This is a genomic window from Silvanigrella aquatica (assembly GCF_001907975.1).
Lineage (GTDB): Bacteria > Bdellovibrionota_B > Oligoflexia > Silvanigrellales > Silvanigrellaceae > Silvanigrella > Silvanigrella aquatica.
This window is the reverse complement of sequence record NZ_CP017834.1, coordinates 987,631-1,005,584: the sequence shown is the minus strand read 5'-3', so window position 1 is coordinate 1,005,584 and position 17,954 is coordinate 987,631. Positions and strand designations below refer to the sequence as shown.

Genomic DNA, 17,954 nt, shown 5'->3' with positions numbered 1-17,954 from the left:
CTCAGAAAAAGAATTCGCATATTTTTTTTGAGAAATTTATAATTTTATTAAAAATATATTCCAAAATCAACAAGTTAAAGTATCAATTTTATTAAAAAAAATCATTGAATAAATCTATACAAACACCGATTCATATGAGTCCGCAAAATAATAATTTTTACTAATGAATGAGAATTGGTGTTTCATAAATGAGCGATCAAGATGACTTAAAACAATTTATAGCCACATTTATGGAAGAGGCAGAAGAGACTTTGGAAAGCTGGGAAAAAACATGCCTTGAAATGGAAAAAAATCCTTCGAGTGACTCCTTCACAACTTTGTTTCGGTATGCGCATAACCTTAAAGGCTCTTCGCGATCTGTTAATTTAGATGCTTTTGCATCCTTTATCCATAAAGTTGAAGATGTCATCACGCTTCTGAGAGATGGAAAATGTGAATACACACCCGCATACGTTGCCTTGTTTTTTAAATGTCATAGTCTTATGGAATATTGGTGCGATAATCTAAAAGAAAATATTGAATTTGTACCAGATGAAATTGCAGATATTGAGAAAATCATAGAAGAATTTACTTCATTAAATTCTTCTAGTGACATTCCTAAAATACTTGATGGCCATGAATTTGGAATATTTAGTAACAACGAACTTAAAATTGAACAAGACTCAACAAATAAGGAAAAAAACTCCGATAAAAATTTAAATAATATAGATTTTAATATTTCAAAAAATAAATCTTATGATACCATTAGAATATCTTCTTCAAAAATTGACATTATAATGCATTATATTAGTGAATTATGCACACATCATTCGATAATTTCTCACTGCAACTTAATTGGTAAATATAATTCAAAATCATTCTCGAATTCAATTCAAATTTGTGAAAAAATAATAAAAGAACTACAATCAAATGTATTTTCATTAAGAATGCTCCCCTTAACATCATTATTTCAAAGATTAGAAAGAGCCGCTAAATCTTTAGCCATTCAACAAAATAAGGATTTAACTATTGATACAGAAGGTTTGCATGTTGAACTTGATAAAAATATTATCGAAAAATTTGTAGATCCTCTGGTGCATGTCATTCGTAACGCTGTAGATCATGGAATTGAAAAAACGGAAGAAAGAATCTCAAAAAACAAACCCATAAAATCCTTTATTCATATTTCTGCAAAACAAAACACAAGTCATGTGACGATTACAATTACCGATGATGGAAAAGGAATTAATCCCAATATAATATTAAAAAAAGCAATTCAAAAAAATTTAATTTCTGAAAATGCGAAATTAAGTGAACAAGAAATATACCAGCTTCTTTTCTTACCTGGATTTTCAACAGCAGACTCAGTAACAGAGGTCTCTGGCCGTGGCGTTGGATTGGACGTCGTCAAACAAGTTTTAGAAGAAATTGGTGGATATGTAAATATTAAAAGTCAAATAGATAGAGGCTCTTCATTTGAATTCAACCTTCCCTCAAACCTTTCCATCATTGATGTCTTAACTATAAATGTTTCTAATTTAAAATATGTTGTTCCTATTTCTGAAATAAATGAAGTATTAGATCTTTCAAAATTAGTTTCAAATAAAGTCACTAATAGTGAAAAAGTTTCAATGATTAATAATATTCCTTCTATCATTAAAAATTTGGGTGAATATTTAAAAAATGAAATTAATTTTGAAGAAAATAAAAATTCTGAAAAGCAAGTAGGATTGATAGTTGAATTAAATTCAACTCTTTATATTTTTGAAATTGATGAAATCATCGGTATTGAGTCTGTCGTATTTAGGAAGAAAAGTGAAAAATTTCAAAATCTCAAATATTTTACAGGCTCTACCGTTTTACCAAGTGGCGAACCGGCATTCATTTTAAGTTTGAAAGAACTCATAAATCAGCTCATTATTCCCATGGAAAATCATATTAAGCAAGAAACAAAGGAGATGATGTCTTGAACATAGAAGATGAAAGTAAAGATTTATACCTTGTTTTTCGCCTCAATCAAGAAATATATGGCACTGAAATTCTTCAAGTAAGAGAAGTTATTGAATGCCAAATTCCCAAACCTGTTCCCAATACAATAAACTCCTATCTTGGTGTTATAAATGTGCGTGGAGAAATTGTAGGGGCTATTGATCTTCGCGTGAGATTTGGATATGCCGCAAAAGAAAATTCTCCCAAAAATGCGGCTATGATTTTATTTAATACCTCAAATGGTTCACTAGCCGTCTTAACAGATCAATTGGAAGGCGTATATCATTTAAACTTTCTGGAAAAAAGCCAAAAACCAAATATACAATCAAATATTCCCAATGATTATATTAAAGGAATGTGTGAATTTAAGAACAATATTATAACAATAATTGATATAAAATCTATTTTAAATGCACAAGAAATTACAAATATTCAAGAAATTTCTAATTTGGCAAAGGATAATTTATGATTTTCAAAAATATTTATTTTTCAATGCGTTTTAAAATTATTGCCTTGATAACTTTAATTATTTTTTTCTTATGTATTTTTTCAATGATTGAACAGCAAAGTAGTAGTAATGAGCTTATGCAAAACATGGAAACAGTTTTAGAAACTAAATCAAATAGCATAGGCAATGCGATTTCAGCGCAATTTTATGAAAGATATGGCGATGTGCAAGCATTTGCTTTAAACCCTGTATTTCAAGAGAATGATAAAAAAAAGATGGAAGCGTATTTAAATCAGTATTCCGCATTGTATGGCATTTACGATCTCATTATTTACGCCGATTTAAATGGAAATATTATTGCTACAAACACACTAAATACAACTGGAAGCTCTATAAATTATCAAAAGATATCCCAAGAAAATTTTTCTAAGGAAAAATGGTTTATAAATACTGTAACAAAAAAATTTACTGAAGATTCTGAAAAGAAATTTGAAGGAACCTATTTTGAAGGCCCTTATATTGATCCCATTGTAACAAATGTATATGGAACAAAATCATTTACAACAACTTTTAGTGCCCCTGTATATAATAAATCAGGAAAAATGATTGGCGTTATGTCTAATAGAGCTAACTTTTCATATATAGAAAATGAACTTATTGAATCATATAAGAGTTTAGTTAAAGAAGGTTTTCCCAAAACTGAAATTACATTACTTGACTCAAACGGTATAGTTATTGCTGATTATGATCCTTCATTTACCAATGTCCAAGAATATAAAAGAGATTATGAACTATTAAACAAACTCAATTTATTTCAAAGAAACCCCGATAGAGCTGCTTATATCCTAGCAACAAAAATGGGTATTATTTCCTCCTATCATCCTAGAAAAAAATTGGATACAATTGGTGGATTTTCGATAATAAATTCCCCTAAATGGATTTCTTCCATTGGCTGGACAGTGCTGGTTCGCTCAGAAACAGACTCATTTTTCAGCAAAATTTATTATTTAAAGTATAAGTTTTTTATATCTATATGCTTAATCGGACTATTTTTCATAATTATTTCATTTTTTGTTATCAATTCTGTTAGTAAAAAATTTATTAATATAAGTGAACACCTAAAAAACTCGGCAGCTAAAACATTTATTACTGCCAATAATATGTCCGAATCTTCCGGGAAAGTAGCTTGTGTTACCGCGGATCAATCCAATGCCGTAGAACAAAGCGTGAGCGCTATGAGCGAAATATCCAGTATGATCACACAAACAGTAGAGCACGTAAATGAGTGTAGCGTTTTTACATCTACAGTAAATGAAAAAACGCAACAAGGTAACGCTATTATGGATAAACTTACAAATTCTATGGAATCCATTCAAAATGCCAATGCAGATTTGCAAAATATGGCAAATATAATTACAGAAGTTACAAATAAAACTTCTGTTATAAATGACATTGTATTTAAGACTCAACTTTTATCCATAAATGCATCCATAGAAGCCGCACGTGCAGGACAACAAGGGAAAGGATTTTCAGTTGTCGCTGAAGAAGTGGGGAATTTAGCCTTAACAAGTGGAAACGCTGCAAAGGAAATCCAAACTCTATTACTAGACAGTCAAAACCAAATATCAAGAATTATCGAAATCACATCAAAAAAGATATCTGATGCCCAAACGGTATCTAGTGATGCAGCAAAAGAATTTGTTACTATTTCAAATGAAATAGAAAGCATAAATGAACGATTGAAAGGAATTACTCAGGCTACAAAAGAACAACAAATTGGAGTAAACCAAGTTGTAAAAGCCATGTCAAAAATGGATGAAGCCACTAAACAAAATAATTCCTTAGCTTTAGAGACTAATGAATTGTCGAAAGAGTTAAAACAAGAAGGACTGATATTAGAAAAAATTATGAAGGCCGTTCAAGTTCTTATTTTGGGAAATATTTCATTAAATAATCGACAAGAAAAAGAAATGCAATTAATTGAAAAACTTTCAGAATCCTGGAAAGAAGATAATAAAATTAACAACTTTAATACCATAGATCCTTCAAAAATAGAAGTGAAATCATTATTAGGAAAAGTGGCAGACAATATAAAATCTAAAACTGAAGTCAGTCATCCACTTGAAAAAGTCGAATTGACTGCTGAAGATGAACAGTTTAATGAAATAAAAAATTTATGAAAATAAATTTAAGTAATTATGAAATAGAAGTTTTATTGGATTTGTCATCCAGTATCACAGGAATTGAGGCAAAATCACCCCAAATTAAAAATTATGTTATTAAAAATGTTCTTGAAAGAATGACTGAAACTCAACATTTTGATTTTAAAAATTATCTTAATTTGATTGATAAATCCGATGAAGAATTTAAAAATTTTTTATCGGCAGTCACAATTCATACGACAGGATGGTTTCGAGAAGACAAACACTTTACTTTACTTGCACAAGAAATAAAAAATCAGTACGAAAAAAACAATCTCCGTTTTGTAAATATTTTATCGGTACCTTGTTCCACAGGACAGGAAGTATATTCCCTAGCCTTTGTCTTAAAGTCACTGTGTAATGAACTTTTAGGTTTAAATTTCGCTATAAATGGCTTTGATATTGATTATCATTCTATTAAAAAATGTCAAAATGCAGTCTATTCAAAAACAGAATTAGCAAATATTCCATTGGAATATCGCAAATACATTTTAAATGGAAGAGACGAAGCAAAAAATTTTTTTGCGATAAGCAGAGAAATTAGAGAACATTGTACTTTTTATAATGTCGATATTAGAAATATCAATTCATATAAAGATATTATCAAAATAAAAAATTCAGAAATTGAAAATGATAGCTTCAATATTATTTTATGTCGAAATCTGTTTATTTATTTTAAACCAGAGGTTTCAAATAAGATATCAAAAAATCTTTATAGTTTGCTAAAAAATAATGGATATCTTTGCCTCGGTCATAGTGAAAAAATTGAAGCACAGAAGCACAATCTTATTCATATTGGTAATTCAATTTATCAAAAGTTATTACAAGATAATTTAAATATCTCAAAAAATGATGATGATATCATTTTATACACCCTAGTTGATCAAAATAGAATTAAGCCATTTATTGAGAGAGTTAAAAAAGAATTAAAAACATTTAAAATAATTGAGTCAATATCAAATTTAAAAGAATTTCTTGAAAATAGAAAACCTAAAATCATAATTATAGACAAAGAATACAAGACGATTGAATTAATTCATTTTCTATTTAATTATCTAAAAACAAATAAAAATGTTTTTATCATTGAGTCCATTCTATATCCATTACAAAAAGAAATTAAAAATATTGATATTTTTCATGAAAGCCAAATATTCAAAGATTTTATTGACTGGAGAAATTTTGAAAACCAAACATCTCAAACAATTTTATACTTAAAAAGAATTTTAAGTTCAAATGAAAGTATAAATCCAGAAAATAATAATAAAGAGAATAAAGTTATAAAGCATAAAGAAATTAAGAAAAAATTAGAAAATTTATTACCAAATTTTATAGCTATTGGAGCAAGTACGGGAGGTACAATCGCTCTAGCTGAGTTATTAAAAAATATGCCACCAAATTTTCCACCCATTTTAATAGTGCAACATTTACCGCATATTTTTTCTAAAGATTTTATTGAAAAAATTAAAAAAGTTTCTGGTTTAAAATTTATTTCTCCTTCAGAGCGTCCCCTATTAAAACCAGGATACATATATATGGCAGATGGAGATAATCATATCATAGTGAAAGGAAAAGAGGGACAATTGAGAATTGAACCCGATATGTCGCCACCCAAAAATCAGCTGCGCCCCTGTATCGATTTTCTGTTTGAATCATTGGCTAAGACTAAAGCAAAAGGGGTTGGCATATTATTGACTGGTATGGGAAATGATGGAGCACATGGGCTTTTAAAATTAATACAAAATGGCAGCGTTACCTTCACACAAAATAAAGAATCTTGCGTCATATATGGCATGCCAAAAGAAGCAGAAGCCCTGGGAGCAAGTTGTTTTAGTGGTGATTTACATGAGATTAGAGAACTTCTTTTAAATCATATCAAAGTTAAATGATAAAATTAAAAAGCATCAAAAATTTTTTAGAATTTTCTAAAATAATTTTATTTTCCAATATTTTTCAGGCTGATGAAAATTAGGCATTGCGTTATTTTGAATTATTATCCCATTATCATGTTTTTGAATAAACTCTTCGTGTTTCCAATAGGGTGCTAAATAATATCTCGAATTACCCAAACTCAAAGCGCATTGAATGAGTATCTCGTGATTCTTATTTTTTAAGAGTTTTTCTAAATGTGCATATGTAAAAGTCATACCAAAAATATATCTTAATTGCTTTTCTTTGTAAAAGCTATGACATAAATTATTAAATATCATATTATTCCAAATATTTTTAGTTAATTTTTCATTTCTGTTACTTCTTTGCCTTACCCCCATAAATTCAATAGCAACCCATTCTCCATTTGGAGTCATTTCAAATTCTAAATAATTATTATGAGGATTTAAGGAGTCCGCGAAAAAAATTTCACTTACACTATATTGCCAGAGCTCATCTACAAATTTATTTTGTGGATTTTTTTTATTTTTTAAATTTACTTTTAATAGAAATATATTTTGTGGATCTTCCGTTAAATAGGTCTGCCATTCTAAGAAAGGTTTATCAGGAAAATTCTTCGCTATTTCAAATGGAATTTGTTGTAATATTTGCACTCCTACAGAAGTGCAGCCATTAAGAGGAGTTTGTGAATATTCTATAAAAGAAGAATCAAATATTTTAAAAGGGAATGAGGTTTCATTTTTTGCAATTGTTTTTTTTTCCTTTAATTTCTCATCAGGATAAAACAATAAGCCAACCCAACTTTTTTCATTCTCCGCTTTATAGGAAGGTCCTAATTTTTCCATGCCACAATTTTCAAATTGATCTTGAGAAAAAAGACCCACGGGTTGTACCTCTAATTCCAACACGGCATGAGCTTTTTCAAATGCTTTTTTTCGCATTTGGGCAGTAAGATTGAGAAAATCAGATGTCAAAGCATGACCTTTATTCCAAATAAAATTGGCATGAAACTGACTGACCTCCGCACTACCAACGCTGTAACCTTTAAATCCAAGTTCATCAAACACTTGTCCACTAGGCCGTCCCACAGAATAGTTATTTTTAAACGTGGAGCCACAGCTGGGCATATAAAAATGTCTTTTTTTATGGCGATCTGCTTCACACTCAAGCATATGTTGAATTAATTTTTCTGCTGCCACAACATGGGGAAAATGCAGTCTTGCTCCTATAACAATTTCGGGAACATTCATTAATAAAGTACTTTTGTAACCTTTAAAAACGTCTTCTGCCAAATATGTTTTTAAAATTCCATTGGTATCAATAGTTAAAATCTGGTTTACGATTTGAGAAATTTCTCCACCATAACAGCGGGCATTCATACGAATAGAGGCTCCCATTTGACCGGGCATACGGTGCATCCACGATGCCCCCCCTCTATTGGCGGCCATACATATTTCTGATACTTCCGTATTCGTAACACCGGCCTCGACAAATAAAAATTCATCGGTTTCCCAAAACCATTTGGCTAATTTTTCTAAAGAAATAACCAGCCCCTTAAACTCTTCATCAGCATATATAGAGTTGCTTCCAGAGCCTAATACGGAACAGGGAATTTTATTCTTTTGACACCAAAAAAGAGATTCTTGAATTTGATTGATATTTTGTGGAACGGCAAAGTAACGGGCTATTCCTCCCATTTTATAATATGTTTTATCTTTTAAAGATTGATTTTGTAAAAAAAAACTTGGCAGTGAGCTTTGCATTTTATTTTCCTAAGGCTTCCACAACCTCTTCTTCATTACAATATTTAGGACCGCCCGTATAACAGAGCTGCGCATTCACTTCTTTTACAATTTCAGAGTAATCAAAATTATGAATCACCAACTCTTCACAAATTTCAGCAAATAAAATTTCCGTTTGTTTTTCCATTTGTGTTGCACTTTGAGAATAATTTTGATTTTCAATTCTTGAATAAAGCTCTCCCACAGTCCAATTTTCAGGTGGCAAATGACCCAATTTTGTTTCGAGAGCTTTGAGTTCTAATATTTTATTTTTAATATTTTCAGGGATTTGTTTATTATTTTGATTTACCATTCTTGAATATCCTCATTTTTTCCACTCACAAAATAGCGTTGATAAACGCTTTTTGACATACGCACTCTAAATATTCCTTCGTCTTGTGTCCAGTTCGATTCTAAAACTCGCGTGTGAGAGTAAATAAGCGAAAGCATTTTGGAATCACCATAATTTACATGAAACGTGCTTTCAACCATATTTTGAGCAAGAAATTGTACAATCATTTCTCTAAACCGACGGATATCTTCTTCTTTATGGCTTGAAATACATATACTTTTAGGATAACTTCGTGCTAAAATACGAGGCAATCGAGGCTCACCGACAATATTATCAATCTTATTAAAAACAATTATTTTTGGAACTTCTGCAGCCCCTACTTGAGCAAGAACCTCGTCTGTTACTTTAATATGTTCTTTATATGATTTATGCGATATATCTACAATATGAAGCAATAAATCGGCCTTACTCGCTTCTTCCATAGTACTTCTAAAACTTGCTACCAAGCCATGAGGTAAATTACGAATAAAACCAACAGTATCGGTTACAAGAATATTCATATTATTTGTGCCACGAATACGTCGCACACTGGAATCTAAAGTTTCAAATAAGGAATCCTTTGCAGACAAATGACTTTCTGTAAGGGCGTTCATTAATGTTGTTTTTCCGGCATTGGTATAACCAACCAACACAACATTCCACTCATCAGCTCTATTTTTTCTTTGCGTTTCTCTTTCTTTTAATATTTTTTCGAGATCTTTTTTTAAGGAAGAAATTTTATCCTTCATGCGCCTACGGTCGATTTCAATTTGTGTTTCCCCAGCACCTTTCACGCGGCCACCGGCACCACCACCGCCTCTTTGTCTTTCCCAAGTAATCCAAGCATTAGAAAGTCGGGGAGCCATATATTCCAAATGCACAATTTCAACTTGAGTTTTCGATTCTTTTGAGCGTGCATTTTTCTTAAATATTTGTAAAATAATACTTGTTCTATCTAAAACAGGTTTTGCAATTAAATTTTCTAAGTTTCTTACCTGAGTGGGTGAAAGTTCTTGATCAAATACAACATAATCAATTTTTAAAAGAACGCATGAATTTTTAATTTCTTCTGCTTTACCAAGTCCAATATATGTTGCAGGTACAGGTTTCGCTTTTTTTTGCACCGTGACGCCAATACATTCATCACCTAATGTTCTGACTAACGCTCCCAATTCTTGGAGACTTTCTTGAATATCAGCAGGATCATCTTCGGGAAGTTCTAAACTGACTAAATAAGCCGTCATCCCACCTTGATCACGGTTTTCAAGTTGTAACCTTGATTTTTCTAATTCCAGCGTTTTTTCAATATCAATATTTATTTTTGTCAACGATATTCCTCTAAAAATTTAGTAATATCTTTAATTTCTTCTTGGCAAATAGAATGTCCCATCGAATAAATTTTAGATCGCAGTTTTTTACATCCCATATCTTTGAGAGAATCAATTGTTTCAAAATAAGTTGCCGGAAAAATAACTTGATCTTGATTTCCATGTGCAATAAACAACGGGGTTTCAATTCCCTCACCAGAATAAGTATTTTTTATAACATGCGGTTGAATAAGAAATCCACTCAGGGAAAGAATTCCCGCTAGTTTTTCTTTACTTTTCAATCCACAAAGAAGTGACATCGCAGCACCTTGAGAAAAACCTAAAATAAAAATTTTATTCATTTCTAATTTTAAACACTCTGTTACATTAAATAATAATTGCAATATGGAATCTTCCGAAACTCTTCTTTCTTCAGTTGGATTATTAAATAAAGGAAACCATTGAGAACCGTCCTCGCCCATGGGATAACTTCTTGGTCCCTGAGGGAATAACCATAAAACATCATCAATTTTAATTTCATTGCCTAATGAGGAAAAATTTGCCGCATTATCGCCAAATCCATGCATACAAATAATGACATTTTTAATATTGTTACCTTTGCATAGGGCAATTGTTTTCAGTGGACTTTCAAGCTGATTAATACTTTTTGAACCAATCCATTTCATGTTCCGTTGTAATGACATTCTTTCTCCATTAGGTGAATTTGACATTTTCTAATGACCGCCAAGGCAATATACTTAAAAATAAGATATCGCAAAACCCTGGGGCAACTTCATGATTCGCTTACTCGCATTTATCCTTTGCCGGATTTTTTTTAAAAAAATAAGCATTTCAGGAACTCCCTATACAGGCGGTGGTGCCATTTGGGCAGCAAATCACTCCAGTGGAATTGTAGATCCTGCGGTCATGCTGGGATTGGCTCCTGTTACAATACGTCCCTTAGCAAAACACACATTGTGGTCTATGCCCGTTATGAAACAATTTTTAGCTATAACAAAAGCAATTCCTGTCACCAGGCTGCAAGACATCAAAAAAGATGTACAAGCACAAAAGGAAATGCTGGAGCAAGGAAATTTTGACCCAGATTGGCGCGCAAAGTCAAATAGTGAAGCCTTTCAAAAAGTAGGTGAAGCTCTCTTAGGTGGTGATTGTATTTTAATATTTCCCGAAGGAGTCAGCCATGATGACCCTTTTATTTATCAATTAAAAACAGGATTAGCTCGTATGGCTCTGCAAGCAATGAGCAAAGCAAGTAATCCCGATTTTTCCGTTGTCGTCCAGCCCGCCGTTATTGACTATTCAGAAAAAGATGAATTTAGAAGTGAACTTTATCTACACTTTTGTGAACCTGTTGTAATCACTTCAAGTGAGTATTCCGTAAAAGACATAATGGATGGTGTAAGAGATTCCTTAGAGCAAGGCTTTGCTAGCTTCTTTAGCTGGGATGAAAAAAGAAATTGGAGATTTTTATTTGAACTTGCATATGGTAGACAAGCTCATTCATCACGAGAATTTCGTATATTTGTTGAACAATACAGACCTGACTTCGATGCTGACCCCATTCTCATGGCACGAATTCAAACCATGCGGCGCATGATGCAAGCCGTCAATGTCTCGCCCCTGCAACTGGTCTGGGGTGATGCGCATTACAAGAGAAGAAACTTTTTTTGGATCATGCTAAGACACGGATGGTTTTATTTATTTATCGCATTTCCTGTAGAATTTTTAGGGACAATTGTGTGGGGTATGCCTGCTAAATTCTGTGAACGTTTAGCTAAAAAAAGCACATCAGATAGAGATGTCCGAGCAACTATGAAAATCGCTCACGGAATGTGGTTTTTCCCTCTTTGGGCATTTTTTACGTCTTCGGTTTTTACTTATTTCTTTGGAATCTATTTACCCAGCTACAATAAAGTCGTAATATGGGTCGCATTCTTGATTTTGACTCCAACATTTCTTGTGTTGAGTCTTATCGTTCAGGAAAGTATCAATTTTTTCCCAGGTTTTTTACGACTTGCAAAACTGCGTTTTTTCTTTCCCAGAGGCTGGTATGAGTTGATGAAAGAGTGGAGAGAAATATCCGACGGCACTTTGCAAAAAATAAAAAAGCAAGAAGAACAAAATACTAAAGGATAACCTCCTTTAGCCACACCTTAAAGGCTTTTTCATATTATGACTCAAATAAAAAAAATTTATAATTCACAATTTGAATTGTATTTAAAAAAACATTTTCCAGAACATGCGCGTCGTATTTTACAAGCACGAGGCAATGCGAACTTGGTACGTTTTTTTTATCCCCTATTATCATTTTTAATTCCCGTTGTTTTTTTTGCAAGTTTAGCACTTGTTATCACTTTTTTAAAAGCAACAATAGTCTCTAGTGTTGAAAATGGAAAACTATCTGAAGTGATAAATAACACATCAGTTCAAACTATTGTTGCTGCCATTTGTGGAATTGGTATCATTTTTGCTTTTATGAGTTTTATAATTGGGTTATTACTTGGCTTTGCAAAAGCAAGAGATCTTTTATTCCAAGCAGAACAACTTGAAGCAGAAATGAGACATATCTGGTTAGCTGAAAATATATCATCAAACCAACATGAATCAGAGGCTTAATATTAAAAAATATATTATATTTTTAAATGGAAAAAATTTAATAACAAACACACAAGTACTATCACATAACATTAAATCAACCTCCATAAAAAAAATAAATAATTCTATTTTATTTGCTGCTGATGGTGGATTAAATTATATTATTAAAAATAAAATAAGATATCCTAAATTAATTTGGGTAGGTGATGCTGATAGTTTGAACCCAACCGCAACAAAGTACCTTGAAAAAAAGCTTGAAAGTAACAGAAATTCAAACCTGAATTTAAAGAATCCTGAAATTCATATACTTTCTCTTAAGAAAAATAAAAATTATAGTGATTTTGCAGCTCTGCTTGATCACATTTTGCAAAATTCTTCTGATGAAAAAGTATTTCTTGAAATTTTTTGTGGTCTTGGAGGCAGACGTGATCACGAAAATGCAAATATTTTAGAAGCAGAAAGATTCCTCACTTTACTACCCAACGGTGGCATTTGTTACTTTCATGGCGGACTCATATTATCGTCTATTGAATTTGAAGTATTGAAAATCAAAAATATGAGTTTTTCTCTGTTTTGTAAAAAAGAAATGGCTGAAGTTGAAATCATAGGAGCCCTTTACAGTGGCAAATTTAATTTGGAACGCCCTTCACATGGCTTAAGCAATAGCGCTTCAAACAGCAGAATTCTTATAAGACCAAGTTCCTCTCTCATTTCAGTTTATTTTTAAAGGAAAGAACTTATGATTCATCCGCGTTCCCATAAATCAACTCGAGAAATTCTCGAATTTATAGCAGAGGTTCATGAAAAAAACCTGGATGATATAGAATGCGAGCAACTTTTAAGAGTATTTTTAACACCTGCAGAGTTAGATGCCCTCTCACAAAGATTACAAATTGTCGATATGATTTCCAAAGGAATTGCACAAAGAGAAATTTCAGAAAAATTAGGAGTAGGTATTGCTACCGTAACAAGAGGAAGTCGCATGCTACAAGAAAATAACGAATTGCTTCACAAAGTATTTCCAAGAACTGATCAAAACTTATCCTAAACAAATCAAATTCTTAATTTTAATAGCATATCCAATTTTTAGTTTGTAACTTATTGCTTAATGAATTATTGTGATTGATAAGTCATTTTTTTCATTCTTTCGATAAGCATTTTCAAATCGAGATCAATTTCACCCTCTAAATTTTTATGAATATTTAAAATAAGATCTAATATAACGCGAAACCACTTATCATTTTCAGAAATATCAATGATCATAGATAAAAGGACAAAGTTTTTAATCAAAAGTTCTATGCATTTCTCATCATTATCAAGAATTTTTTTAATTCTTTCTTGAACCAGAACTTTTCTGAGAACAGGTCCCATATCAGCAAAGGCTTTTTTAATAATAACTTCCCACTCCTGTTCTTCTATTTCTTGTAAATCAGAATGTGGTTTCATTTCCTCGATTTCAGAAATAAATTTTATAAGACTTTGATTATTAAGAAATGCAAATTTCTTTAGAATAGCAATACTATTAGAAATAGGAGAAAACTTTTTTAGTCTAATCTTATTATAATAGCTTTTATCCATATTAAGTAACTCAGCAACTTCCTTGTTTTGAAAGCCTGTCGCCACATGAAATTTCTCTAAATATTGTGATAAAGTCCGAATATGTTTTTCTTCGTCTTTATTTAGCTTCACTTCATCCATAAAGTATATGCTCCTTAGCTTTCCTGAAGAATCCTTTCTTCAAAAGCCTATTTTGTTACTGCATGCGCTACAATCAATCTATTTCAGTTATTGAACTTGAATTTGTAAATTGCGTAAACTCACACTATACAAGTCATCTCAACAATCTAGATATCAATCCTAGATATCAAATAGATAACCAATTATAAATTAAAATAAATAAAAAAACGATATGAATATTAAAATAGAATTTCATCCATTTGATTTTAATTTATATAGAGAATAAATCTACATAAGATGATTTAATATATTTCAAAATGGATTTTTAAACCTAAACATTATTATTAAGGATTTTATTTTTTAAATTAATATAAGAACTGGTAAATAATGGGTTTCCAATATGCTCTCTGTGATCAAATCCAAAAGCACGCCTTGTGACGGCAACAATAGGAGGCGCTTGAACTCTTTTAAAAGCACCCATGCCACGATAGCATAACCACCAACGTTCCAAATCCTCTATAAAAGATTTTGCTGATGGAAAAAGTCTTAGGGATAAACCACTTTCACAACCAATTAATTTGTCTAGAGTTCCATCAAAATACGCTTGCAAACAATCCTCTGGTGTTTTTCTATCCCAATGCTCTACCCAAGATCGAAATAAGTAATCATGATAGTGATATTGTATAGGATCACCTTTATTTTCAAGAACATTATGATTTTCGCTTAATTCCGCACTGGGGACAACTTCTAATGTTTCCTTAGGAATGATCTCTTTTTGATAAACATTCTCATTATAATGCTGCGCTAAATCATAAACATCATGCTTCCACAAATCTGCAAGAGGGCATAAAAAACCAGCCTGATCACCATATAACGTAGAATATCCGACAGTTAATTCGACTTTATTTGCATTACAAGAAAAGACAGCTCCTAAAGTAGCAGAAATGGCACTTAATATTCTTCCGCCACGATCCCGCGCTTGAATATTTTCTAAAACCAAACCTGTTAAGTTAGGAATGACAGAGGAATTTTTAAATTTTAAATTTATCAATTGCTGTTTGGTTATTTCTATAGATGATTCGATACTTACAGATGTATAAGGACAATTTAAATTTTCTGCTAAGATATAAGCTGCTTTTTTAGTCAATTCAGAATTAAATTTTGAAGGCATATTTATTAAGAAAACATTTTCCGAGCCTAATACCCGTGCAAAGAGCACGGCACTTAATGCGGAATCAATGCCTCCACTTGCCCCAATAACAACCTTTTTTATTTGCCACTGCTGCATACAATTTTTTATAATATATTCAATAGCTATTTGCATTTCTTCAATATTTTTTAAAGATTTGTCGGTTTCTTTAGAATCCTCATTCGAGCAAAGAAAATCCTGTGAATCAAAATGAAATTCACCTGTGACAAGGTTTTCATTAAAAAAACCACCTAATCTTTTTGTCTCTCCTTTTTTAGAATAAAATGCAGAAGAGCCATCAAAACCGTAGACTGTTTTTCCCACATTTTGAACACCAACAGCATTCACATAAAAAATAGGGGTTTTGATTTTTTTACTTATTGAAGAAAATAATGTTTCACGTTTTTCTTTTTTTCCTTTTGTAAAAGGTGAAGAACTTAAATTAACAAAAAAATCATGCTTAAAATTTTCAGAAAATTGTTGAAAAGGATTAAATGTATAATCTTGACTCCAACCATCCTCACATACAGTAATACCTATTTGTAATTTTTTATTTTTAAATTTAATTTCAATAGGCTCATATAAATCTTTTGGGTAACAAGATAATTCTTGAGATAATTTTCGCAAATCATAGAAATAACGGGAATCATCAAACTCTCGGTAATTCGGCATGAGAGATTTTATCCAAAAGGGATAATTTGTTTTTTTGTTAATAATGAATTTCCCTTTTGAAGCATAATAAACTGAGTTATATTTACGAACCCGGCCATCTTCATTTTTCTTTACCCAATCTATGCCTATGGAACCAAAAATAATATCAATATGACTAGAACATATTGATATTTGCTGATTAAAATATTCACACTCTTTTAAAAATGAACTTTGTTCCCATGTATCTCCAATAAAATATCCAGGAACTGACATTTCAGGAAAAATAATTAAATTCATTTTTTTTTGTATTGCAAAATCAATTTGCTGTTTCATTGTTTCAAAATTTTTCATGCAGTTAGCAGATATAATTGGAATCTGCGCCATTGCAATTTTCATGATAACCTCTACCTCTTAATAAGCCCTACATAAGTCGCAGCTTTCTTAAGTTAATATGAATTTGAACTTATCTACAAGGATTTCTTATGCCTTCTTGTTTTTTAAAAAAAACTTGTCATAATTAATAGAAAGACGTTCCATTTAAAGTGAGTATTTATTTAAATATTTTATAAAAACATAGGGGAGATAACTATTGTGAAGAGAAATCTAATAAGAAATGTTTTTTTATTTCCATCAATTGTACTCTCTCTTACCAGTTTTTATATGGCAGCAGCCCAGGCGATTGAAGTCAAAGTCGGAGCTCTACTGTCATTAACAGGAACCCTGGGATCCTATGGCCAAGATGCTAAAAAAGCGATGGATATGGCTTTAGAAGAAATGGGAAAAGAGGATCCCAAACTCATATTACTCACAGAAGATACCCTAAGCACACCAGCAGAATCAGCAAAAGCTATAAATAAGCTCATTACTTCGGATAAAGTTACAGTGGTCATTGGAGACATGACGAGCTCAAATACCATTGCCGCAGCATCTATTGCAGAAAAAGCAAAAATCCCGTTGCTTTCCCCAACAGCAACCAACGACTCTATTACTTTAGGAAAAAAATATATATTTAGAGCCTGCTTTATTGATAGTTTTCAAGGAATTGTCATGGCTAATTTTGCTTTAAAAAATTTAAAATCAAAAACAGGAATTGTTTTAGAAGATTCCGACTCCGATTATAGCAAAGGACTTAGCAAGAGTTTTGTGGATAATTTCAAAAAAAATGGCGGAGATATTATTAAGGTATTACGCTATTCACAAAAGGATACCACATTTACTTCCCTTATGAGTGAAGTCCGCAAAGCAAAACCAGATATCGTCTTTATCCCCGGTTTTCATCAACAAGTAGGCGTTTTATTGCGCGAAGCGAAAGATTTGCAAATTAAATCACAATTTCTAGGTGGCGACGGTTGGGATACTCCTGAGCTAAAGCAAATTGCCAAAGGAGCAGAAAATGGCAGCTATATTTCAAATCACTATAGTGTCTCTGGAAATAATAAAAAATCACAAGATTTTGTAAAAGCCTTTAAGAAAAAATACGGCGAAGAGCCTAGCTCTTTTGCCGCACTTGCCTATGACTCCATTTATATGGTTCGCCAAGCCGTTAAAGCAGCGGGTTCGAACGATCCCGAAAAAATATCTCAAAAACTTGCAGCTATAAAAAATTTCGATGGTGTGACGGGAGCCATTTCAATGGACAACAATCATAATGCCATGAAACCTGCTGTAATTCTAGAATTTACAAATCAAGGTTATAAATATATTACAAGCATGAAACAATAATTATATTTTTAACCACATTTTATAAAAAAATATTTTTAAATTTAATAAAATCAAAAGATAAAATTTTTTATATTTAATATATTCATTTTAATAATTGCATTTAATTTAAAGAACTGTTATCTCATAATATCATAGTTTAATTTGAGCTAAATTTAGAGTATTCAGTTGCTAACCAA

General features: G+C 31.5%; 15 protein-coding genes. 9 read left to right on the top strand and 6 right to left on the bottom strand.

The window, feature by feature from the left end:
* Positions 1 to 188: 188 nt before the first annotated feature.
* Genes AXG55_RS04230 through AXG55_RS04215 form a run of 4 tightly spaced genes read left to right on the top strand, consistent with a single transcriptional unit; the run spans position 189 to position 6,503 of the window.
* Positions 189 to 1,949 (top strand): chemotaxis protein CheA, encoded by a 1,761-nt coding sequence (locus AXG55_RS04230; protein ID WP_148696887.1) that lies wholly within the window; start codon positions 189 to 191, stop codon positions 1,947 to 1,949.
* Positions 1,946 to 2,437: a chemotaxis protein CheW gene (locus AXG55_RS04225; protein WP_148696886.1), complete on the top strand. Its 492-nt coding sequence runs from the start codon at positions 1,946 to 1,948 to the stop codon at positions 2,435 to 2,437. The genes AXG55_RS04230 and AXG55_RS04225 overlap by 4 nt, the downstream gene beginning before the upstream one ends.
* Positions 2,434 to 4,596 (top strand): methyl-accepting chemotaxis protein, encoded by a 2,163-nt coding sequence (locus AXG55_RS04220; RefSeq protein ID WP_148696885.1) that lies wholly within the window; start codon positions 2,434 to 2,436, stop codon positions 4,594 to 4,596. The genes AXG55_RS04225 and AXG55_RS04220 overlap by 4 nt, the downstream gene beginning before the upstream one ends.
* Positions 4,593 to 6,503 (top strand): chemotaxis protein CheB, encoded by a 1,911-nt coding sequence (locus AXG55_RS04215; RefSeq protein WP_148696884.1) that lies wholly within the window; start codon positions 4,593 to 4,595, stop codon positions 6,501 to 6,503. The genes AXG55_RS04220 and AXG55_RS04215 overlap by 4 nt, the downstream gene beginning before the upstream one ends.
* Before the next feature lie 36 nt (positions 6,504 to 6,539).
* Here the strand turns inward: AXG55_RS04215 and murB are convergent, their stop codons facing one another.
* The 4 genes from murB to AXG55_RS04195 are packed head-to-tail and all read right to left on the bottom strand — an operon-like array spanning position 6,540 to position 10,627.
* Positions 6,540 to 8,267 (bottom strand): UDP-N-acetylmuramate dehydrogenase, encoded by a 1,728-nt coding sequence (gene murB / locus AXG55_RS04210; RefSeq protein ID WP_148696883.1) that lies wholly within the window; start codon positions 8,265 to 8,267, stop codon positions 6,540 to 6,542.
* Between the two features lies 1 nt (position 8,268).
* A complete protein-coding gene (locus AXG55_RS04205; protein WP_148696882.1) occupies positions 8,269 to 8,598 on the bottom strand; it encodes a hypothetical protein in 330 nt (109 codons plus the stop codon).
* On the bottom strand, positions 8,592 to 9,944 hold the full coding sequence (gene hflX / locus AXG55_RS04200) for a GTPase HflX (RefSeq protein ID WP_148696881.1): 1,353 nt from the start codon (positions 9,942 to 9,944) through the stop codon (positions 8,592 to 8,594). Before hflX ends, AXG55_RS04205 begins: the two co-directional genes overlap by 7 nt.
* Complete coding sequence (locus AXG55_RS04195; protein WP_233231368.1) at positions 9,941 to 10,627, bottom strand: alpha/beta hydrolase; 687 nt, start codon at positions 10,625 to 10,627, stop codon at positions 9,941 to 9,943. The genes hflX and AXG55_RS04195 overlap by 4 nt, the downstream gene beginning before the upstream one ends.
* A gap of 91 nt (positions 10,628 to 10,718) precedes the next feature.
* On the opposite strand from AXG55_RS04195, the gene AXG55_RS04190 reads away from it, so the two are divergent.
* The 4 genes from AXG55_RS04190 to AXG55_RS04175 are packed head-to-tail and all read left to right on the top strand — an operon-like array spanning position 10,719 to position 13,587.
* Positions 10,719 to 12,080 carry a 1-acyl-sn-glycerol-3-phosphate acyltransferase gene (locus AXG55_RS04190; protein WP_148696879.1) on the top strand — a complete coding sequence of 454 codons (1,362 nt, stop codon included), beginning with the start codon at positions 10,719 to 10,721 and terminating at the stop codon, positions 12,078 to 12,080.
* A 36-nt stretch (positions 12,081 to 12,116) separates the two neighbouring features.
* Positions 12,117 to 12,560, top strand: a complete 444-nt coding sequence (locus tag AXG55_RS04185) for a hypothetical protein (RefSeq protein ID WP_148696878.1) — start codon at positions 12,117 to 12,119, stop codon at positions 12,558 to 12,560.
* The gene (locus AXG55_RS04180) at positions 12,544 to 13,266 is read left to right on the top strand and encodes a motility associated factor glycosyltransferase family protein (protein WP_148696877.1); all 723 of its coding nucleotides are present in this window, start codon (positions 12,544 to 12,546) and stop codon (positions 13,264 to 13,266) included. The genes AXG55_RS04185 and AXG55_RS04180 overlap by 17 nt, the downstream gene beginning before the upstream one ends.
* A 12-nt stretch (positions 13,267 to 13,278) precedes the next feature.
* Entirely contained in the window at positions 13,279 to 13,587 is a 309-nt protein-coding gene (locus AXG55_RS04175) for a Trp family transcriptional regulator (protein ID WP_148696876.1), read from the top strand.
* A 65-nt stretch (positions 13,588 to 13,652) separates the two neighbouring features.
* Here the strand turns inward: AXG55_RS04175 and AXG55_RS04170 are convergent, their stop codons facing one another.
* Together AXG55_RS04170 and nadE are read right to left on the bottom strand one after the other, a co-directional pair.
* The gene (locus AXG55_RS04170; protein WP_148696875.1) at positions 13,653 to 14,237 is read right to left on the bottom strand and encodes a hypothetical protein; all 585 of its coding nucleotides are present in this window, start codon (positions 14,235 to 14,237) and stop codon (positions 13,653 to 13,655) included.
* 310 nt (positions 14,238 to 14,547) lie between these two features.
* Positions 14,548 to 16,452 (bottom strand): NAD(+) synthase, encoded by a 1,905-nt coding sequence (gene nadE, locus AXG55_RS04165; RefSeq protein WP_233231367.1) that lies wholly within the window; start codon positions 16,450 to 16,452, stop codon positions 14,548 to 14,550.
* Between the two features lie 195 nt (positions 16,453 to 16,647).
* On the opposite strand from nadE, the gene AXG55_RS04160 reads away from it, so the two are divergent.
* Complete coding sequence (locus AXG55_RS04160; protein ID WP_148696873.1) at positions 16,648 to 17,778, top strand: ABC transporter substrate-binding protein; 1,131 nt, start codon at positions 16,648 to 16,650, stop codon at positions 17,776 to 17,778.
* Positions 17,779 to 17,954: the final 176 nt, after the last annotated feature.